Origin of the sequence: Thermobrachium celere DSM 8682, from assembly GCF_000430995.1 — a bacterium.
GTDB classification, from domain to species: domain Bacteria; phylum Bacillota; class Clostridia; order Clostridiales; family Caloramatoraceae; genus Thermobrachium; species Thermobrachium celere.
Map to the genome: position 1 here is coordinate 1,654,983 of NZ_HF952018.1, position 18,384 is coordinate 1,673,366.

Here is an 18,384-nt window from a genome sequence, read left to right on the forward strand (position 1 = left end):
TCTCTTTTTTTCCACTTTTAATTCCTGCATCTAAAACACCTCCTATTAAAGAAGAATTAGAAGAAGTTGAAGCACTGCAATTCCAATTGGAACAGTCCATAGGAACTTAACAGCCTGTTCAATTTTAAATCTTGGAAATACTGCTTCAATAAATATTGTTATTAGATATATCTCAAACTGCTTTAAAACAAATGTAAATATATTACTTGCACCGCCCATAAATAGATTTACTATGATTGCAGTTTCAACAAATATTGATACTGCATGAGTTAAAAAGGCAAGTCCAAGATATTTACCACTTAATTCAACCATAGGACCTGATGCAATTTCTGCAGGTGCAATCATTGCATCAAAGGGCTTTTCACCCATCATAGCCTGAAGTGCTATTTCTGCTGCAATAAAGGCAAGTGGGAATTTTATCATATTCCAATTTAATATTGAGCCAGCTTGAGATTGTGATATAAGCTCAAGTGATGATGTGCCATTTACTATAATAAGCCCTAATATTACTGTAAAAAATGGTACTTCATATCCAAGCATCATAGTAAGGGCACGGGATACACCTATTGTTGCATTAGGGTTTCCACTTGCCGCAACAGCCATTGCCATTCCTAAATATCCTATAGCCATAAGATACATAATCACTATTAGATTTGTACTTGTCTTTACAGCAACGTGTCCTGCAATTGGAACAAAGAGCATTGTTGCCAAAAGCCCACCAAGTGCCATAACCATACCTAAATCCATTACAAAATTGTGTGTTATAGATTTTCTTGCAAATAATTTTCCAACATCAAGAAAGGCTTGATAAAATGGTGGACCATATCTTAGCTGAATCCTTGCAATAACCTTTCTTCCAATTCCCATAAAAAGTAGTCCTATAAATATCGCAAATATACCAAATAAAAATACCCTTAATACCGCCATCATATAATCAACCCTCCTAATATCAATAGGAGAACTCCTATACTAAATAAAAGTACTGCACCTTCTCCTCTTTTAAATAGTCCTTGAATTGTTGAACTTAAAAATTCAAAATTTCTTCCTATACTTGCAAAGAAACCATCTATTGATACAGATTCAAGTAGAGGTTCAAACATCTCTTTAAATGGCTGATAGAAGGCATATGAGTAGTTAAACCTATCCGCATCTACTCCCCACTCTTCTGGATATTCACCTGCTGTATAGTTATCATTTTGAGGAACCTTCTCTGATTTATTACCAAAGAAGTACATTAGGGCTGATATTATTACTCCTGCAACAAACATATAGAATACAATTTTAAGGTCTATAACTGAATTTTTTAAACTTCCCTCAAGCGTAGTCCAAGAAGCTACTTCAACGTTATATCCTACTGCCTTTAATGCTGATGTAAGTGGCTTCATAACTACACCTGGCACTACTCCAGTTAATAGCATTATAACCATCATAATAAACATTGGAATTGCCATAGTAGGTGGTACTTCCTTTACATCCTTATATCTATCAGGAAGCTGCCCTAAGAATATTGAAGCAAGTGCCCTAAATAGATACATAAACGCACCTGTTGAAGCAAATATCATTGCTATAGCAAAAACAACCATCCTCTTTGACATAAGTGCCTGTATTATCATCCACTTAGAACCAAATCCATTAAGTGGTGGTATACCTGCTGCAGCTATTATTCCAAGAAGAAATGTCATAAATGTAAGTGGCATTCTGTAAACAAGTCCACCTAATTTATGCATTTCACTTTCTCCAGTTCTAAAAACTACTGCTGCAAGTGTTAAAAATATAGCTGCCTTTAAAATCATATGGTTTACAACATGAAATAGTGAACCTTCAAATCCAACTATAGTCATTGAAGAAAATCCAAGTAGAATATACCCCATATTTGCAACTGAAGAATATGCAAATAGTTTTTTCATATCAGTTTGAAATATGGCAAGTATAGTTCCAAGTATTGCACTTATTGCTCCAAGATAACCTATTGTATATTGAAGTACATTACCTGTGTTTAATATCATAGGAAGGTCTGCACTACCTACTACAGGAACAATAAATATAGCCATTGGATAAATTCCATATTTAATCATTACAGAAGACATAAATGTAATGTAGTCCTCTGGCCCTTCTGAATAGACCTTCTGAGGCCACATATAGAATGGGAATATTGCTGATTTTATTAAAAATGTTGTTAAAAACAATAGCAAAATCCCTATTCCAAGTTTTGTTGAAGAATTTATTATCTGTAGTAGCCCATAGGCTGATGCAAATATTTGAAAAGTACCTGTATATTGAGCTAAAACTGATATGGCAATCAGCATAAGTGCAGCACCAAATAGTGATAATGCTAAGTAGTATTTTGCTCCATCTAATGCTTTATCCTTGCCATTTGTAATTGCAAAGAAACTTGTCCATCCCATAAGTTCCCACATCATAAAGAAGGTAACCCAATCCTGTGCAAAGAAGATACCAAGATTAGAAAATATAATAAGCATCCAAATAACAGATACATTGCTCCTTGAATTTTTATTAAAGCCTATTGAAAACAGTGAAATTAATAAAGTTATTAAGGCAGAGAAAAATGCAAAATACCATCCTATCGGATTATTGGAAACTCCTAAAGTTAGCTCTGCTCCTAATATTTTATAGGCTGTATCTACCTTGTAGCTTAAATTCCATATTCCATAAATTGAGTAGAGTTTGTATAGTACAAAACCATTGGCAGCTAAAAACAAAGTCCAAGTTATTCTTTTATATCTAATAAAAAATGCCAACACGAGAGTTGTAATTAGAGGAACTAAAAGCAGCTCTATCATATTCTCAACCTCACTTTAATGATAAAATTATGTTTATATACTTATCTGGTGCGTTCTTTATTTCATCAATTACATTCCATAAAATCTGTTCAATAAAGTTTGGATATATACCTATTGCTAATATAATAGCAGCTAAAACAAATGGAATTAGGGAGTAGACTCTTGAAATATTCACACTATTCACATCCTTTTCTGCAAAGAATGTGTGTGAAATTCTTAAGTAATACACACCTTCAACAACTGATGCAATTAGGAGAATTGCTATACCTATGGTAGATAGCTTACCTAATGCAAGTGCACTTACAACTATTGAAAACTTTCCCCAAAAACCTGCAAAGAATGGCATACCCATAAGGCTAAGGGCTGCTATTGTAAATGATATTGCAAGAATTGGGTATTTTCTACCAAGTCCCTTCATATCAATATAGTTTTTACTTTCCACTGCATTTGAATATTGTTTAGTAACTAAAAACATCACTAATTTTGCAAGATAGTTAGATACAACAATATATAATGCACCCTTTATAGACTCAAAGCTTCCTAAGGCTATACCAAACATAAATACTCCCATTTGAGCCATTGAAGAAAAGGCAAGTATTTTAACCAAATTCTTTTCTTTAAGTGCTCCAACTTCGCCTATTAGCACTGTAAATACTGAAAGGATGATTAATACCTTTGAAATATTTGTACTATACATATTTGGAAAGACAATTAACAGTATTCTTATTGCACCATAAATTCCAGCAGTACCAAGCATTCCGTGTGTAAACATATTTACCGAAGTAATTGAACCTTCATAGGACTTAACAACCCAAAGATTAAATGGGAATATTTTAAGTTCTACAAGCATACTTGATAAGAACAAAATTAAAATTAGATTATAGGATGCTTGGTTTAATTTAGAAAGCTTTAATGCAATATCTGCAAAGTTTAAAGTCCCTAAAGTTTTATAAATAAGCCCAATAGAAGCAAGGCTAAACAAGGAAGCTGTTGATGATAAAATTAAAAACTTAAGTGCTGCACCTGTTGATAGCCTGTCTCTTTTATAGGCAACAAGTCCTGCAATAGCAAAGGTTGAAAGCTCTGTGAATAGATAAAAGTTAAACATATCGCCAGTTAAAACCATACCATTTGTAGCAGCTAAAAGAACAAAATAGAAGGAATAAAATTGATATTCCTTTATGTTATTAACCACTGTTATAGAAATTAAGGCTGCTATGTTTACAAGAAGTAAAAAGTAAATTGTAATATCAGTTACAACAAAGTTTATACCAAAGGGTGCCCTCCATCCTCCTATTGCAACATTAAATGGAATGTTTCCACTCATCAAAACTGTTATTGAAAATATTAAATTAAATAATGTAACTATATACATTGCAAGTTTATTTAATTTTTCTAAGAAAAGGGATAAAAATGCTGCAATTAGAGGGATTACTACTAAAAACACTATACTATTCATACGTTTACCCCCTCTTCATCTGTTGCTCTAATTGAAATTGAGTTGTGGGTATTTTTATATCTCATTGCAAGTGCAAGTGCAAAGGCTGTTGTTCCAAGACCTATTACTATTGAAGTTAGAACAAGTGCCTGTGGAACAGGGTCGACCATTTTATCTAAATTAGCGATACTTAAATCTGATTGAAGTATTGGAGTTAAACCACCTTCAATATATCCAAAGGCTACCAAGAGCATATTGATTCCTGTTTCTATAATGTTTAGTGCTATTAGAATTTTAACTATGTTTTTTCTTGTCAAAACTCCATATAGTCCAACAAACACAAGGGAAAGTGAAGATAATATAAAAACTTTTGTCATAATCAACACTCCTCATAAAATTCAAAATAAATATTTGATAGCTCTGCAGCCACCTTAAAGGCTATAAGACCATAAAACACAGGTATCAGACCACCTGAGAATAAATCACCTATTCTATCTCCTGTTATAAAGTTTTGGAAGAATACACCTTTAATAAAGAAGGAAGCTATTCCTATAGCAAATATTGATATTCCTGCAACTGCCTCTACTACCTTTAAAGTCTTATGGTTTACTGTTTTTCTACCTGCTAAAACTCCTATTAATACTGCAGTTGATATAATAGCACCTGCTGGGAATCCTCCCCCTGGTGATAGATGTCCATTAATAAACATATATCCTCCAATCATAAGCATTAAGATCATAAGAATTGGTGCCCATCTATAGAGGATTACAGAAGGCATTTTAACCCTTCTCTTATCCTTTGGTATAACAAAACCAAATCCTAATATAGTTACAAAGAGAACTATAACCTCTAATGTTGTATCAAATAATCTGTAGTCTACAACAACTGATGTAACTATGTTGGCAGATGTATCTTCTGCTGTTTGTGAAAACTTATAGGTGCTGTTTTCATTTAATACATTCTTATTTAAATATTTATCTGCCACCCTCATCTTTGGAGTAATGCTGTCTGTTATCTTAATTCCACTTCCAGTATCAATTGAAACCTTATAGATATAAAAGGCCATAAATGAAAGAATTAACAGAGCAACTATATTGATAAACAAAGACTTTTCATCTTTCATCTTTTCTTTCCTCCATTTTCTTATATGTGAATATAAATAATGCTGTTGTTATACCTGAACCTATTGCTGCTTCAGTTATAGCAACATCGGGTGCCTGCATTAATAAAAACATTACAGAAGACATAAGTGAAACTATTCCAAAAATAACAATGGCTTTAAAAACATCCTCTGTTAAAACTGTCCAAATCGCTCCTAAAAACATTACCACAGCAATAAAAATTGCAAGATTAATCATTTACTTCTCCCTCCTTTAAAAGAGGATTTGAATCTAATATAAAGTTTGCTTTATTTCTCCTAAGTGCAGCCTTACATATTGCGTGGGATGCAATTGGAGATGAAAATAGGAAAAATAGTGCCATTAGAATAAGCTTTGGTGAAGCTTGTGGATTTAATAGGGAAAACCCTACAAGCAGTGCCAATATTCCAAGTGTTGATGCCTTTGTTCCAGCTTGGGACTGATTAAGTACATCTGGCATTCTATATATACCAAGGCCCGCAAGAAACGAAAAGGTCGCCCCAACTAATATAAAAAACCAACCAACATATTGCATATTAAATTCCTCCCTCTAAATAACGTGCAACAGCAACAACGCCAACAAAGGATAAAAGCCCATACACAAGAGCAACATCTATAAGGAGCGTATTGTCTGTTAAAAATGCAAATACAATAATTAAGCTTGATGTTATTGTTGTTAAAACATCTATTGCAACAACTCTGCTTTCTATTGAATCTCCCTTGACCAATCTAATAATGCTAAGAAGCATTCCCAAAACAATAAGTGCTATTGTTACATAAAACATTATTCAAATGCCTCCTTCAGTATTTTTTCAAAGGGTCCCTTTAAGCCCTCTACATCATCAACCTTTTCACCTTCAACAACGTGTATATAAATAGTATCTTCATCTAAATCAACTGAAATTGTCCCTGGAGTTAATGTTATTGAATTTGCAAGAAGAGCCTTTGCTATGTTGGATTTTAGCTCTGTTTTAACTTCATATATCTTTGGTGAAATAGGAAGCGAAGGTGTTATAACAATTCTTGCCATATTCAAATTAGCCTTAACTAATTCAATTAAAAATACAATAAAATATTTTATTAAATGGTAGAGAGATTTTATTTTAAAACTTTTACTCTTTTGGTTATAATATTGAGTTAAAACTGATATGAATAAGGATAGAATTAAACCAAATATGATTTCTTGATTTGTAAGTGGGTAGCTTAAGGAAAACCACACTAAAAAGAGAGAAAAGAAAGTAAAAATAAAATTATTCAATAGGCTCACCTCCAAAAGTTTAGTTACTCTGCCATCAGTGAAAGAATCATATTCTTTACTCCATCATCTACAATACTGTATATAACCTCAAGTCCACTTCTTTCTCCTTCAATTAAACCTGCATTTTTTAAAATACCTAGATGCTTTGATACAGTTGACTGAGGTATGTTTAAACATTCTTGAATTTTAGTTACATTGGATTGTCCATTTAATAGGCATAGTAATATGGAAACTCTTATTGGATTTGAAAGAACTTTAAACTTATCTGCTAATTTTTGAATCTTCTTATTCACTTCTATACCTATACCCCCTTTAAGTATCTTTATATTATAATATTACAATATTATGCTCAATGTTTCAATTTAAATATTTTTTTAACAAATTGACTTTATTTTTGGCATTTGCTACATAATTATATGATTTTGAGAAATTGGATAAGATAACTAAAGATATTTAATAATAAACGAATTTGAATACCCCTATGTGGTATTTGAAATTTGTAGAATATATAAATATAATTAAATACGTCGAAGGGAGGAATTGGAATGTTAAAAAAGATATTTTACTATCCATCAAAAAATCTTGTTAAGGTTATACCCCTAGTAATGTTACTTGGATTTTTAACTGGACTCAAAATGGATTTGAATTTTATGAAGAGCTATATTTTAATATTTACTGTACTTATGATCTATCCAACAATGATTGGATTTAACTACAAAAGTGCCTTTGATTTATCTCATTCAAAATTAGTTCTACTATCCTTACTTATTAACTTTTTAATTATACCTGTTATAGCATACTTAATGGGAATTACATTATTTAAAGAAAATATGGATATGTTTGCAGGACTTGCAATAGCATCACTATTACCAACAAGTGGTATGACAATTTCATGGACAATGTTAAACAAAGGAAATGTATCAGCAGCAGTTAAAATTACTGCACTGAGCTTATTTGTAGGTTCTCTTGTTGCACCTTGGTATTTACTACTTATGGTTGGTAAGTATATTCCTATTGATATTGTAAAGACATTTATCACAATCATTCAAGTTGTTGTAATACCATTGATATTAGGTGTAGTTACTTATAAAATGCTTATTAAGAAATATTCAGTTGAAGAATATAACAAAAAAATAAAACCTATACTTCCAGCCGTAAGTATATGGTTCCTACTTGGAATAGTATTTATAAGCATTGGTATGAAATCAAAGGTTATAATATCTAAACCAGATTTAATTTTATGGTCACTTGTTGTGCTTGCGGTATTCTACCTAATAAACTACACAATAAGTACAGTTATAGGAAAAATGTTTTTAAACAGAGAAGATGCTATAGCACTTGTTTACAGCACAGTTATGCGTAATCTATCCTTAGCACTTGGAATAGCTGCATCAAGCTTTGGTTCTAAGGCTGCACTTATTGTGACACTTGCATTTATTCTTCAAGTTCAAAGTGCTTCTTGGTTTGGAAAGTATTTTGCAAATAGGGTATTTAAATAATTGATAGTTTTATAAAGTTTTGCCACCCAAATGAATTGTTTATGGTTTATAAATGGAAAATGTCACAATTCACTTGGGTGGCACTTTTTTATGCCTTCCAAAGTCCGTGAAGGTTACAGTATTCTCTTGCATATAGAACTTCTTCACCATCATTTAATTTAAAGAAGGCTTCTGGCTTATCACCTGGATTTAAAAATTTTCTGTATACCTTATCCTTTGTGTGTACTTCTATCCACTCAATATAATGTTTTTCTTCCATTGGATGTTCTACGCTTCCAACCTTAACAAGAACTCCACCATCAACCAATTCTACTACAGGTACATGCTTTTCCTTTGATGCATCCACTGTATTTTCAACCCTAAGTGTCATTGGTTTATTACAGCAAACTAAGGTGCCTGCCCCCTTATGAAGAACCTCTACGATATTACCACATACTTCACACTTATAAACCTGCCTAACCTCTGTCATTTTAACCCCTCCTTATCAGAAAATCATTTTCTTTTAATAATATTATATCACTAATTATGTGCATTACAAGCAACATTTTATTAATTTTTTTAAGAACAATTATATCATAATTTATGTGAGTTTCTTCCATTTTTTTGATAAAATAATTATATAATCAAAATTAAATATAAAAAGGAGTGAGGTAAATGGGGTATAAGGTTTTTTATTTCTCAAGATCAGGTAATTCAAAAAGAATTGCACAAAAAATAGGGGATTCTTTAAAAGTACAAGTATACCAAATAGAAGATGGTATTGATTGGAGTGGTTTTAAGGGCTACCTTAAAGCAATCTATTATTCTATAGCAAATAAAGATATAAAAGTTAATGTAAACACAAATTTCAATAAAGAAGATGAAATATTTTTAGTAGGTCCTCTATGGGTAGGAGGATTAGCACCTACAATTAAAAGCTTTCTTAAAAAATACCCATATAAGACTATTAACTTAGTTATTTCTTCTAAAGCTTCAAAAATACATTTAAAAAACAAAGATCAATTTAAATCAGTTACAGAAATAGTTGAAAAAGATAAAAATGAGGATGAAGTTATTAAAACATTAATAAACAGTTTATAAGATATTTGTTGTTTTGATAAGCTTTTTATATAAATTAACCGTAAAATAAATCACCATATATAGTTACATATACTACATATGGTGATTTATTTTAATGTATTGACCAGCAAGAAAAATATTTTTCCATAAATTGTTTAATTTCACATTTCACCTGGGTGGCACTTTTTGAAAAGGTGGTGTCGCCTATTTTTGATATGGGAAACACTCCTGCAACGCTGTTTGTAAAAAAAGCTGCCTCAAAATATTTAAGTTCGTCTAAAGTGATATTTGTTTTTACAACTTCTACATCATTTACTTTCAAATGTTCTATTAATTTTTTTCTAATAATACCTGGAAGGATTGAACAGGTAATACTTGGAGTGTAAACTAGGCTATCCTTTATAAAAAATAAATTGCCATAGGCTGCCTCGCTTATAAATCCTCTGTAGTCTAAAAATATGCAGGAATCATAACCTTTCTTTTTAGCCCTTAAATCCTCAATATAGTTTTGGCCATAATTAAATGTTTTTATATGATTTAAAATGCTCTTTGGCTTCCGTTCCTTTGAAATAGAAAGATTTAAGCCTCTTTTAAATTGTTCTTTGGTATAGGAGGGTTCTCTAAGTTTTATTTTTATGTCTCCTTCAATAAAAATGACTTTTATTACAATAGGATGATTAATTCCTTTAATCGAACTATATACCTCTCTATTAAATTTCTCAAAAGTTAGCTCATTCTTTACCCCAAGTATTTTTAAGCTTCTTTTAAGCCTTTTGAAGTGTTCATCTATAAAAAAAACTTCTCCTTTATATGCCAATAATGTTTCAAAAGGAGTAAGCCCAAAGGCTACTCCCCTATCGAATAGATCCATCATCTTGCTCCTCCTTTTACAAGGGAGTTATAAATTGCTCTTCCCTTATGGAGGGTTTCCTCATACTCATCTTCTGGGTTAGAATCCCACACTATTCCTCCACCTACATTGTATATAATATTTTCTTTATCCATAACAGCTGTTCTTATGGCAATGTTAAAATCCATATTTCCGTTGTTTGAAATGTATCCTATTGAACCTGTATAAATACCCCTATTTACCTTTTCAATCTCATTTATAACCTCCATAGATCTAAGTTTTGGAGCACCTGTTATAGAGCCACCTGGGAACATAACTTCTATTATCTCTTTAAAACCAACATCCTTTAATAACTTCCCCTGTATAGTTGAAACAAGGTGATTTACTGTTGAATACTCCTCAACATCAAATAGACTTTCAACCCTTACTGTACCTGGTATGCATACTCTTGATAAATCATTTCTCTCTAAATCTATAATCATCAATAGTTCAGAACGGCATTTTTCACTTTCATAAAGTTCCCTCTTTAGCCTTTCGTTTTCCTTTTTATCCTCAACCTTTTTTACAGTTCCCTTTATTGGTCTTGTGGTTATTAAATCTCCTCTTTTTCTTAAAAACTGCTCTGGAGAAGTTGATAGTATGTATTTATCCTTAACCCTTATTAGTGCGTTGTAGGGACCATAGTTTGCCCTTCTAAATTTTGAATAGATATATATTGGATTTAATTTGCCCCTTCCATAGAACTGATGTGAAATGTTTACCTGATATACATCACCACACCTTATATACTCTCTAACCCTCTCAACTGCCCTGCAGTACTCTTCAAACTCAAAATTAGACTTTAGATTAACATCTATATCCTCGTCAGGCTCAATATAATTAATATCTTTAATTTTATTTATAATATCCTTATCATCTGTAACTACATATGTAATATTATTTCTGTTATCTACAATTATAAAGTCTTCAAAGTATTCAAAATAGATGCTTGGTATTTTTATAGGAGAGTTGTCTTTACTTTTTATTCCCATGATCTCTTCACCAAAGTCATAGGACAAATACCCAACAAGTCCTCCATCAAAAACAAGCCCTGTTCCAAGCCCTTTATTTCCTTTTATAATTTCATCTAAAACATTCAAAGGAGGTTCCTTTACTATTTCAATTCTATCTCCATAATCAATAGATGTTTTACCATCTAAATAGGTTATGCTGTATTGGGGCTTAAAACATAAAATAGAATAATCTCCTGTATCCTTAACCATAAAACTGCTTTCTAAAAGTTGTGGATTAAAATCTATAAGTACATTATAAAGTTTAAAGACATCCAACTTGTAGTCTAGTCTAATCATTTTTGCTCCTCCTTAGGAAATTTTGAAGCATTTCAAGTCCATTTTCTGTTAAAATTGCTTCAGGATGAAACTGCACTCCCTCAATATCAAACTCCTTATGCCTTACCCCCATAATCTCTCCGTCTACAGTTCTTGCAGTAACCTCAAGACAATCTGGCAGCGTTTTTTCATCTATTACTAAAGAATGATATCTAGTTACATTTAAAGGGCTCTTTAATCCCCTAAATACACCCTTTCCCTCGTGAAATATTTTGTGAACCTTTCCATGTACAGGACTTTTTCCCTTTATAACCTTTGCACCAAAGAAATGCCCTATACATTGATGTCCAAGGCACACTCCAAGTATTGGTATTCTACCTTTGTATTTTTCAAGTATTTCTAAAGATAAAATAGATTCATCTGGTCTTCCTGGTCCTGGAGATAAAACAATATAATCAGGTTTTAGTTTTTCAATATCATCTATAGTTATTTCATCTCTAGATTTAACTATTGTTTGCTCTCCTAATATTAAAAAATAATGGTATAGGTTATATGTAAATGAATCGTAGTTATCTATTATTAAAACCATAATATCCTCCCTTAAGCTATATTTAATTTAATTTTAACATAAAAATACATAGCTGCCACCTATGTGACAGCTATTTAATAAACTAATATTCTAAATATGCCTTCGCAACATCCTTAAAACCTTCTCTGTTTAACGTATCTACTATTATTCTTCTTATTATTTCAAAGGAAACCTCATCTTTCCCAAGCCCCTTTAGTTCACCATCTATATCCTTTGCAATATTATGCAAATCTGATTCATTTAGTGGTTCCCCAATATCATCTGAAGCTGCTTGTATACTCTTTATTATCTTATCAATATCAAAATCCTGTAGGCTGCCATCCCTTTTTATAACCTTCACATTATCACCCCTTATACCCTTATTATATAATATTATATTATTTTTCTGAATTTTTCAATAATTAAATAACTCACACAAGACTATTTGTCTTGCGTGAGTTATTTAATTATCCTTGATCTAGTCCTGATAACACCTTATCAAAGGCATTTACTGTGCACTTATAACCATCAAAGTTTACACAGTTTTCACAGCTCTTATCAACTGCTCCTGCTGAAGATACAAATCCTTCTGCTTGATATTTCATGCAAGATGCTGCAACTGCTTTTAGTTGTTCTCTACTTGCCATAAAACCCCTCCTCTCAATCACTATTATTTTCCCTAAAAAACCCTCTATTTATACTCCCCTTTTATCCTTATCCCAGATGATTTTATGAAGTTGAATATTTACTCTTACATCTAAATTGTTTTCCATAAAAAATTTATTTTTTGCCTTTAAATAATCTACAATTTGACTTGGTTCTACCTTAGAAAACACTGATGAAAAGTTTAATGTAACCCCTTTAAAATATTCTTTATATTTCTCTACTACCTGCATTGAGTAATCTAAATCCTTTACATTTCCCACAACAAACTTTATTTCATCACCTAAAATCAGCCTTTTAAAGTTTTCTTCAAATATATTAAATTTATCCATATTTGAGGAGGGACATTTTATATCTAATGTATAAAATAGATTTTTTCTTTCTTTGGAACCTGTGAACTCTAAAATTTCTTCTTCATTATATAGTTTTACACTTCCATTTGTTTCAATTCTAACCTCATAACCATTTTGTGTAAGATATATTGGAATATATCTTTTTAATTTATCCTCCTCAAGAGGTTCTCCACCTGTTACAATAATTCTCCTACAGTTAAACTTATTTACCTCTTTTAATATATCACTTGGTGTCATTAGAATGTATTCTCCATCATAGCTGTATTTTGTATCACAATAGCTACACCTTAAATTACAGCCATATACTCTTACAAATGTTGTTAAAAACCCACTTGTTATACCTTCTCCAGATATACTGTTAAATATCTCAACCATAGGTATTTTTTCATCTAAAAACTTTTCCCTCTTCAATTATCCTACCACCTTTGCAAAGCTCTTTTGGGTTTCATAAAGTGTTATAGATACAACCTTTAATCCTTTATCCTTTAGATTATCATTTAAAATATTATAAAAGTGCATTGCCATATTCTCTGCAGTAGGTCTGTAATTAACCTCAAATATCTTCTTTCCTGACCCTTTTAAAACCTCTGCTATTTTGTGTTCTACATCATCCTTTGAACTATTATAGTAGATAAATGAATGGTCTATTTTATCTATAATGGTCTCTTTTACAATGTTCTTTAAATCCTTAAAATCAATAATCATTCCATTTTGAATGTCTCCTGTAGCTTCCACTATCAATTTATAGCTATGTCCGTGTAGATTTTTACATTCCCCTTCGTGTTCAGATAGCATATGTGCAGCCTCAAAGGTAAATTCTTTAGATACACTAAGCATTATTTTTCCTCCTTATATTCAATTGGATCCTCAAATCCTGCCTCTTTAAATGCCTTAAGCCTTAAAAGACAACTATCACATACTCCACAGGCCTTATCTTCCCCTTTATAGCAGGACCAAGTTAGAGAATAATCAACCCCAAGTTCCATTCCAAGCTTAATCTCCTCTGCCTTAGTCATATTTATAAATGGTGCGTTTATTTTTATTTTTCTACCCTCTACACCACAAACAGTTCCCTTGTTTATTGCTTGTTCCATTGCATCTAAAAACTCCTGTCTACAATCAACATATCCTGAATAGTCAACTTCACTTACGCCTATAAATATATCCTGTGCTCCAATCTTTTCTGCATAGGAGGCTGCAAAGGCTAAAAATATCATATTTCTTGCTGGAACATAGGTTATTGGTATATCAGTTCTATTTACATCACCCTCTGGAACATCAATGTTTTTGTCAGTTAAGGCTGAACCTCCCCAAGCGTCCATATTTGTTTTAACTATTATATGTTCCTTTACACCTGCTGCCTCTGCTACATTTTTAGCACATTGTAGTTCCTTATCATGTCTTTGTCCATAGTCAAAGGATATTGCATAGACTTCAAATCCTTGTGATTTTGCAAGATATAATGCAGTAGTAGAATCTAATCCTCCTGATAGAAGTACAACAGCCTTTTTCATTTTAATCCCATCCTTTCTCCATAATAACAACATCCTATTGCACCATTAAATTGTGCATCATCTAAAGTTATTATTTCTTTATAATCCCCTTTTAAATATTCAATTAATGCACTATTAAGCGATGCTCCACCTGATAGAACTATTCTATTTGACTTAAACCTTGTAAGCATTGGGCTTAACCTTTTATATAAAGAATAGTTCACACCCGCACAAAGTCTTTCAATCGGAACCCCTTCTGCAATTTTCCCTATAAGTTCAGACTCCGAAAAAACTGCACAGGTTGAATTTAGTTCAACAGGATCTTTATAAAATTTTGTCATATAGTCTAAATCAACCTCTAAAATGTTTGCCATATTTTCTAAATATCTTCCACAGGATGCTGCACACTTATCATTAAGTTCTATGTCCGTAATTACACCCTTTTCAACCTTTACAACCTTTACATCCTGTCCACCTAAATCAAGTAAAATAAAATCCTCAAGTCCTGTTTGAAATATTACACCATAAGTATGTGCCTTTATCTCATTAATTGGAGTAAAATCCTTTAGATTTATATTGTTTCTTCCATATCCTGTTGAAACTCCAACATCAAAATACCCCATATCTAGTTTTTCCCTATCTACAATTAACCCATTATCCTTTATACAAAAGTCTCTATAAAACCTCATTGTGCTTATTTTATTTTTCTTAACTATATTACCATCTTCATAAAGAACTATTTTTACTTCTCTACTTCCTAAATCTATTCCAAGTATCCTCACCTTCTCCATCCCTTTCTATCCTTTAGCATATCCACAAATGCCTCAAGCCTTAATTTTGTTCTTGCATCAAGTTCATTTAATTTGTCTCCCTCAATGTTTATAACAGGCACATCTAACTTGCTTTTTACTATTATATCCTCAATACCTCTATAACAGAAGGCTTGAGTGTAATGTATAACTCCATCTATTTTTCTCTCTTTAATCTGCTTTTTTATTTCCTTAAGTCTAAATTCAATATCGTAAGGATAGGTATAATCATAGTATTGATCATATATGTCTTTATTTTCTTTAAATCTTGGAAAGGAGAACTCCCTTTGGACTTCATTATATACTATTTTGGCTCCTATACTTTCCATGTAATCATATATGTCTCCCATCATAGGTGGAACTCCAATATATGCAAGTTTTACATCATATTCCCTTCTTTCTCTCTCTTTTATTTCTTTGATCTTCTGTCTCAACATAGCTTCAAATTCTATATAGTCACCATTAAAATCACTAGATGATACTAAATATAAATGATTTTCAAAACCTGTTGCATATCCTTCTACTGTTAAATTATCTACTTCAATTAAAAGCTCCCTTACTTTATTTAGCCTACTTCTTACATCCTCAACATCTGATTTTTTAACATTAAAAATATACATAAAATCATCTAAAGATTTTTTTACATCTTCTAGTCTGTGTGAATTTGGATATGCAAATGGATATACCATAATCCCCTTTAACCTTAAAACTTCAACTAAAGCCCTAGTATTAGAACAATCCCCTTCTATTACTCCTACAACCTCTTCTATGCCCTCCTTTACACAAACACCATAAAGTCCCTTAATCCATGCACACATACTCTTTGGAAAGCCATCTTTCTCAGCTATGTCTATATACTCCATGTAGCTATTTGATGTAACAAATATGTTATTTAAGTCAATTACTTTATATCCTGCTGCAATTAAAACCTCTTGAGGTACTGTTGTTGTTATTCCAATCTTTTTCATATTCCACCTCCAAAAAATCAAAAAAGGAGCTACCAGCCCCTTAAAAACTGCATATGCCCGCAGTAAAGGCCCGTAGTTTTGTTTAAGGACAGGATGGTCACGAACTGTCCTATTTAATTTTCCTATGTTAGTATATCATATTAAAATAAAAAGTAAACATAATAATTTTTAATTTTTCTGTAATCAATGTTTATGGTTTTTTTACCCTCCATGGGTGTATAATATAATTAGAAAAGAATGGAGGGATATTATGAAAAAATGGAAAATGTTATTTATGACTGCAATCTCAAGCGTTTTGATATTATCATCTTGTGCTAAAACGACTAAGCCTACAGAAAACAAACCAAATGAACCTACAAAACTAACAGTTAAAGATTTATTCCCATTTAATGAAAATGTTTATATGAAGTACCAAGGTATTGGAAATGAATTTGCTGAACATCAAACTTATGTTGACTATATTGCTGGAGATAGAATTCAAATAAGGGATATAACCCCTGGAACAACGCTTGCAAAGATTTATGAAATCAAAAATGGAGAATTAAGATTAATATCATCAAGAGAAGAATATTACTATAGAGAGAACTTACTAAACACCCAAAACACATCCTATGATGTATTACTTAAGGAACCTATAGAAAATGGAACTTCTTGGACTACTAAAGATGGGCTTAAAAGATATATATCAAATACTCAAGCTAAAATATCAACTCCAAGCGGAGAGTATACCGCAGTAGAAGTTATTACAGAAGGCAACGATTATAAATTATACGACTATTATGTTAAAGAATTAGGACATGTAAAAACTGTTTTTAAAACTGGTTCAACCACTATTGAAACAAACCTTGAAAAGATAGAAAAAAATGTTCCCTATATTCAAACAATAAAATTCTACTATCCAGATTTCAATAAAGAAAAGCTAGCATTTAAAGAGGAAAAGATATCTCTAAAGACAAATGAAAATATAGACAAAATAATAGAAAGCTATTTAAAAAATCCTCCAAAGGAGGAGTTGAATAAGGTATTTTCAAAAAATACCAAAATAAACAAGCTGTATTTAAATAACAGCCAAAATAAAGTCTATATAGATGTTAGTAAAGAATTTGTTCAAGAAATGAATGCAGGTTCATCCCTTGAATCAATGATACTTCAAAGCCTTGTTAACACCCTTGGTAATTACTACAATGTTGATAAGGTATATATTTCAGTAGAAGGAAAACCATACGAATCAGGCCATATTGCAATAACTGAAAATGAGGTATTCTATGTTGACTATAAAAATGTATATGAAATAAAGTAGAGAGGCTCCAATATGCCTCTCTTTTTACACTGCCTCTTTTTTATTTAATTATAAGTTTATTTAATTTCTCTGGATAATTTGTCATTATACCATCTACACCTATACTTATTAAATACTTCATGTAGTTTGTATCGTTAACTGTAAAGGTGTTTATCATAATTCCTTCTTTTTTAACCTGATTTACAACATCTCTACTTAAAGAATAAAAATATGGATGAAGTGCATCTGCCCCAACATATTTTGCATACTTTTCAGGACAATATAGATTTTCCATATATAAAAGTCCTGTTTTTACTTCACTAGCTAATTTCTTTACCTTTACAACAGAATAATGATTAAAACTTGATATAATTACATTTTTCTGCATGCCATAACGATATATTAAGTCTAATAACTTCTCTTCAATACCCTCATACTCAATTATAGAATTTTTAATTTCAAAATTAACTACCACGTTTTTCCCCTTAACAAGAAGAAGTAGCTCCTCTACAGATGGAACCTTTTCATTAAGATACTCTTTTGAAAACCATGAACCTGCATCAAGCTTCTTTATTTCACTGAAGGTATAATCTTTAACAAATCCTATACCATCTGTTGTTCTATTTACCATCTCATCATGCATTAGGATTAATATACCATCCTTTGTCATCTGAACGTCAGTCTCTATTCCATCTGCTCCAAATTCAAGTGCCTTTTCAAAAGCAAGTATTGTATTCTCTGGATAGCGACCACTTGCACCCCTGTGAGCAAAATTAATCAAATAACCCACCCCCTTATTTTTATTATTCTTCAAAAAAATAAAAAATCCTCTATGTACGATCCATTTTTTACAATAAGTTAGCTCCATGATAGATTTGC

The 18,384-nt window shown here is 31.5% G+C and carries 25 protein-coding genes; 3 read left to right on the forward strand and 22 right to left on the reverse strand.

What is annotated here, in order from left to right; genetic code table 11:
• Positions 1–45: 45 nt before the first annotated feature.
• The 10 genes from TCEL_RS08670 to TCEL_RS08715 are packed head-to-tail and all read right to left on the reverse strand — an operon-like array spanning position 46 to position 6,929.
• Positions 46–930, reverse strand: a complete 885-nt coding sequence (locus tag TCEL_RS08670) for a respiratory chain complex I subunit 1 family protein (protein ID WP_018663232.1) — start codon at positions 928–930, stop codon at positions 46–48.
• On the reverse strand, positions 927–2,801 hold the full coding sequence (locus TCEL_RS08675; RefSeq protein WP_018663234.1) for a proton-conducting transporter transmembrane domain-containing protein: 1,875 nt from the start codon (positions 2,799–2,801) through the stop codon (positions 927–929). The genes TCEL_RS08670 and TCEL_RS08675 overlap by 4 nt, the downstream gene beginning before the upstream one ends.
• A 10-nt stretch (positions 2,802–2,811) precedes the next feature.
• Positions 2,812–4,260 carry a complex I subunit 5 family protein gene (locus tag TCEL_RS08680; RefSeq protein WP_018663236.1) on the reverse strand — a complete coding sequence of 483 codons (1,449 nt, stop codon included), beginning with the start codon at positions 4,258–4,260 and terminating at the stop codon, positions 2,812–2,814.
• Positions 4,257–4,616, reverse strand: a complete 360-nt coding sequence (locus tag TCEL_RS08685) for a sodium:proton antiporter (RefSeq protein WP_018663238.1) — start codon at positions 4,614–4,616, stop codon at positions 4,257–4,259. The genes TCEL_RS08680 and TCEL_RS08685 overlap by 4 nt, the downstream gene beginning before the upstream one ends.
• A gap of 2 nt (positions 4,617–4,618) precedes the next feature.
• Complete coding sequence (locus TCEL_RS08690; RefSeq protein WP_018663239.1) at positions 4,619–5,362, reverse strand: MnhB domain-containing protein; 744 nt, start codon at positions 5,360–5,362, stop codon at positions 4,619–4,621.
• Complete coding sequence (locus tag TCEL_RS08695) at positions 5,352–5,597, reverse strand: Na(+)/H(+) antiporter subunit B (protein ID WP_018663241.1); 246 nt, start codon at positions 5,595–5,597, stop codon at positions 5,352–5,354. Before TCEL_RS08695 ends, TCEL_RS08690 begins: the two co-directional genes overlap by 11 nt.
• Positions 5,590–5,913 (reverse strand): monovalent cation/H(+) antiporter subunit G, encoded by a 324-nt coding sequence (mnhG, locus tag TCEL_RS08700; RefSeq protein ID WP_018663243.1) that lies wholly within the window; start codon positions 5,911–5,913, stop codon positions 5,590–5,592. The genes TCEL_RS08695 and mnhG overlap by 8 nt, the downstream gene beginning before the upstream one ends.
• A gap of 1 nt (position 5,914) precedes the next feature.
• Positions 5,915–6,163 (reverse strand): MrpF/PhaF family protein, encoded by a 249-nt coding sequence (locus TCEL_RS08705; RefSeq protein ID WP_018663245.1) that lies wholly within the window; start codon positions 6,161–6,163, stop codon positions 5,915–5,917.
• The gene (locus tag TCEL_RS08710; RefSeq protein WP_040683796.1) at positions 6,163–6,636 is read right to left on the reverse strand and encodes a Na+/H+ antiporter subunit E; all 474 of its coding nucleotides are present in this window, start codon (positions 6,634–6,636) and stop codon (positions 6,163–6,165) included. The genes TCEL_RS08705 and TCEL_RS08710 overlap by 1 nt, the downstream gene beginning before the upstream one ends.
• A gap of 23 nt (positions 6,637–6,659) precedes the next feature.
• Positions 6,660–6,929 (reverse strand): ArsR/SmtB family transcription factor, encoded by a 270-nt coding sequence (locus TCEL_RS08715; protein WP_018663250.1) that lies wholly within the window; start codon positions 6,927–6,929, stop codon positions 6,660–6,662.
• Positions 6,930–7,181: 252 nt separating this feature from the next.
• Here TCEL_RS08715 and TCEL_RS08720 point away from each other — a divergent pair, with 252 nt between their 5' ends.
• Positions 7,182–8,135 carry an arsenic resistance protein gene (locus TCEL_RS08720; protein ID WP_018663252.1) on the forward strand — a complete coding sequence of 318 codons (954 nt, stop codon included), beginning with the start codon at positions 7,182–7,184 and terminating at the stop codon, positions 8,133–8,135.
• Between the two features lie 88 nt (positions 8,136–8,223).
• On the opposite strand, the gene TCEL_RS08725 is transcribed toward TCEL_RS08720, so the two are convergent.
• A complete protein-coding gene (locus TCEL_RS08725; RefSeq protein WP_018663254.1) occupies positions 8,224–8,604 on the reverse strand; it encodes a desulfoferrodoxin in 381 nt (126 codons plus the stop codon).
• 185 nt (positions 8,605–8,789) lie between these two features.
• On the opposite strand from TCEL_RS08725, the gene TCEL_RS08730 reads away from it, so the two are divergent.
• Complete coding sequence (locus TCEL_RS08730) at positions 8,790–9,215, forward strand: flavodoxin family protein (protein ID WP_018663258.1); 426 nt, start codon at positions 8,790–8,792, stop codon at positions 9,213–9,215.
• A gap of 91 nt (positions 9,216–9,306) precedes the next feature.
• Here the strand turns inward: TCEL_RS08730 and TCEL_RS08735 are convergent, their stop codons facing one another.
• The 10 genes from TCEL_RS08735 to TCEL_RS08780 all read right to left on the reverse strand — a co-directional run bounded on the left by TCEL_RS08735 (position 9,307) and on the right by TCEL_RS08780 (position 16,226).
• The gene (locus TCEL_RS08735) at positions 9,307–10,068 is read right to left on the reverse strand and encodes an aminotransferase class IV (RefSeq protein WP_051150552.1); all 762 of its coding nucleotides are present in this window, start codon (positions 10,066–10,068) and stop codon (positions 9,307–9,309) included.
• On the reverse strand, positions 10,065–11,393 hold the full coding sequence (gene pabB / locus TCEL_RS08740; RefSeq protein ID WP_018663261.1) for an aminodeoxychorismate synthase component I: 1,329 nt from the start codon (positions 11,391–11,393) through the stop codon (positions 10,065–10,067). Before pabB ends, TCEL_RS08735 begins: the two co-directional genes overlap by 4 nt.
• Entirely contained in the window at positions 11,386–11,961 is a 576-nt protein-coding gene (locus TCEL_RS08745; RefSeq protein WP_018663262.1) for an anthranilate synthase component II, read from the reverse strand. Before TCEL_RS08745 ends, pabB begins: the two co-directional genes overlap by 8 nt.
• A gap of 82 nt (positions 11,962–12,043) precedes the next feature.
• On the reverse strand, positions 12,044–12,301 hold the full coding sequence (locus TCEL_RS08750) for an ATP cone domain-containing protein (protein WP_018663263.1): 258 nt from the start codon (positions 12,299–12,301) through the stop codon (positions 12,044–12,046).
• A 106-nt stretch (positions 12,302–12,407) separates the two neighbouring features.
• A complete protein-coding gene (locus tag TCEL_RS08755; RefSeq protein WP_018663264.1) occupies positions 12,408–12,587 on the reverse strand; it encodes a hypothetical protein in 180 nt (59 codons plus the stop codon).
• Positions 12,588–12,635: 48 nt separating this feature from the next.
• On the reverse strand, positions 12,636–13,367 hold the full coding sequence (locus tag TCEL_RS08760; protein ID WP_018663266.1) for a radical SAM protein: 732 nt from the start codon (positions 13,365–13,367) through the stop codon (positions 12,636–12,638).
• Entirely contained in the window at positions 13,368–13,793 is a 426-nt protein-coding gene (gene queD / locus TCEL_RS08765) for a 6-carboxytetrahydropterin synthase QueD (RefSeq protein ID WP_018663267.1), read from the reverse strand. It lies immediately after the preceding gene.
• The gene (gene queC, locus TCEL_RS08770; protein ID WP_018663270.1) at positions 13,793–14,470 is read right to left on the reverse strand and encodes a 7-cyano-7-deazaguanine synthase QueC; all 678 of its coding nucleotides are present in this window, start codon (positions 14,468–14,470) and stop codon (positions 13,793–13,795) included. Before queC ends, queD begins: the two co-directional genes overlap by 1 nt.
• Positions 14,467–15,231 carry an acyl-CoA dehydratase activase gene (locus tag TCEL_RS08775; RefSeq protein WP_018663272.1) on the reverse strand — a complete coding sequence of 255 codons (765 nt, stop codon included), beginning with the start codon at positions 15,229–15,231 and terminating at the stop codon, positions 14,467–14,469. Before TCEL_RS08775 ends, queC begins: the two co-directional genes overlap by 4 nt.
• Positions 15,228–16,226 carry a 2-hydroxyacyl-CoA dehydratase family protein gene (locus tag TCEL_RS08780; protein ID WP_018663274.1) on the reverse strand — a complete coding sequence of 333 codons (999 nt, stop codon included), beginning with the start codon at positions 16,224–16,226 and terminating at the stop codon, positions 15,228–15,230. The genes TCEL_RS08775 and TCEL_RS08780 overlap by 4 nt, the downstream gene beginning before the upstream one ends.
• Before the next feature lie 250 nt (positions 16,227–16,476).
• Here TCEL_RS08780 and TCEL_RS08785 point away from each other — a divergent pair, with 250 nt between their 5' ends.
• Positions 16,477–17,526 (forward strand): GerMN domain-containing protein, encoded by a 1,050-nt coding sequence (locus TCEL_RS08785; RefSeq protein ID WP_018663276.1) that lies wholly within the window; start codon positions 16,477–16,479, stop codon positions 17,524–17,526.
• Between the two features lie 40 nt (positions 17,527–17,566).
• Here TCEL_RS08785 and TCEL_RS08790 read toward each other — a convergent pair whose 3' ends face one another.
• Complete coding sequence (locus tag TCEL_RS08790; RefSeq protein WP_018663279.1) at positions 17,567–18,286, reverse strand: glycerophosphodiester phosphodiesterase; 720 nt, start codon at positions 18,284–18,286, stop codon at positions 17,567–17,569.
• Positions 18,287–18,384: the final 98 nt, after the last annotated feature.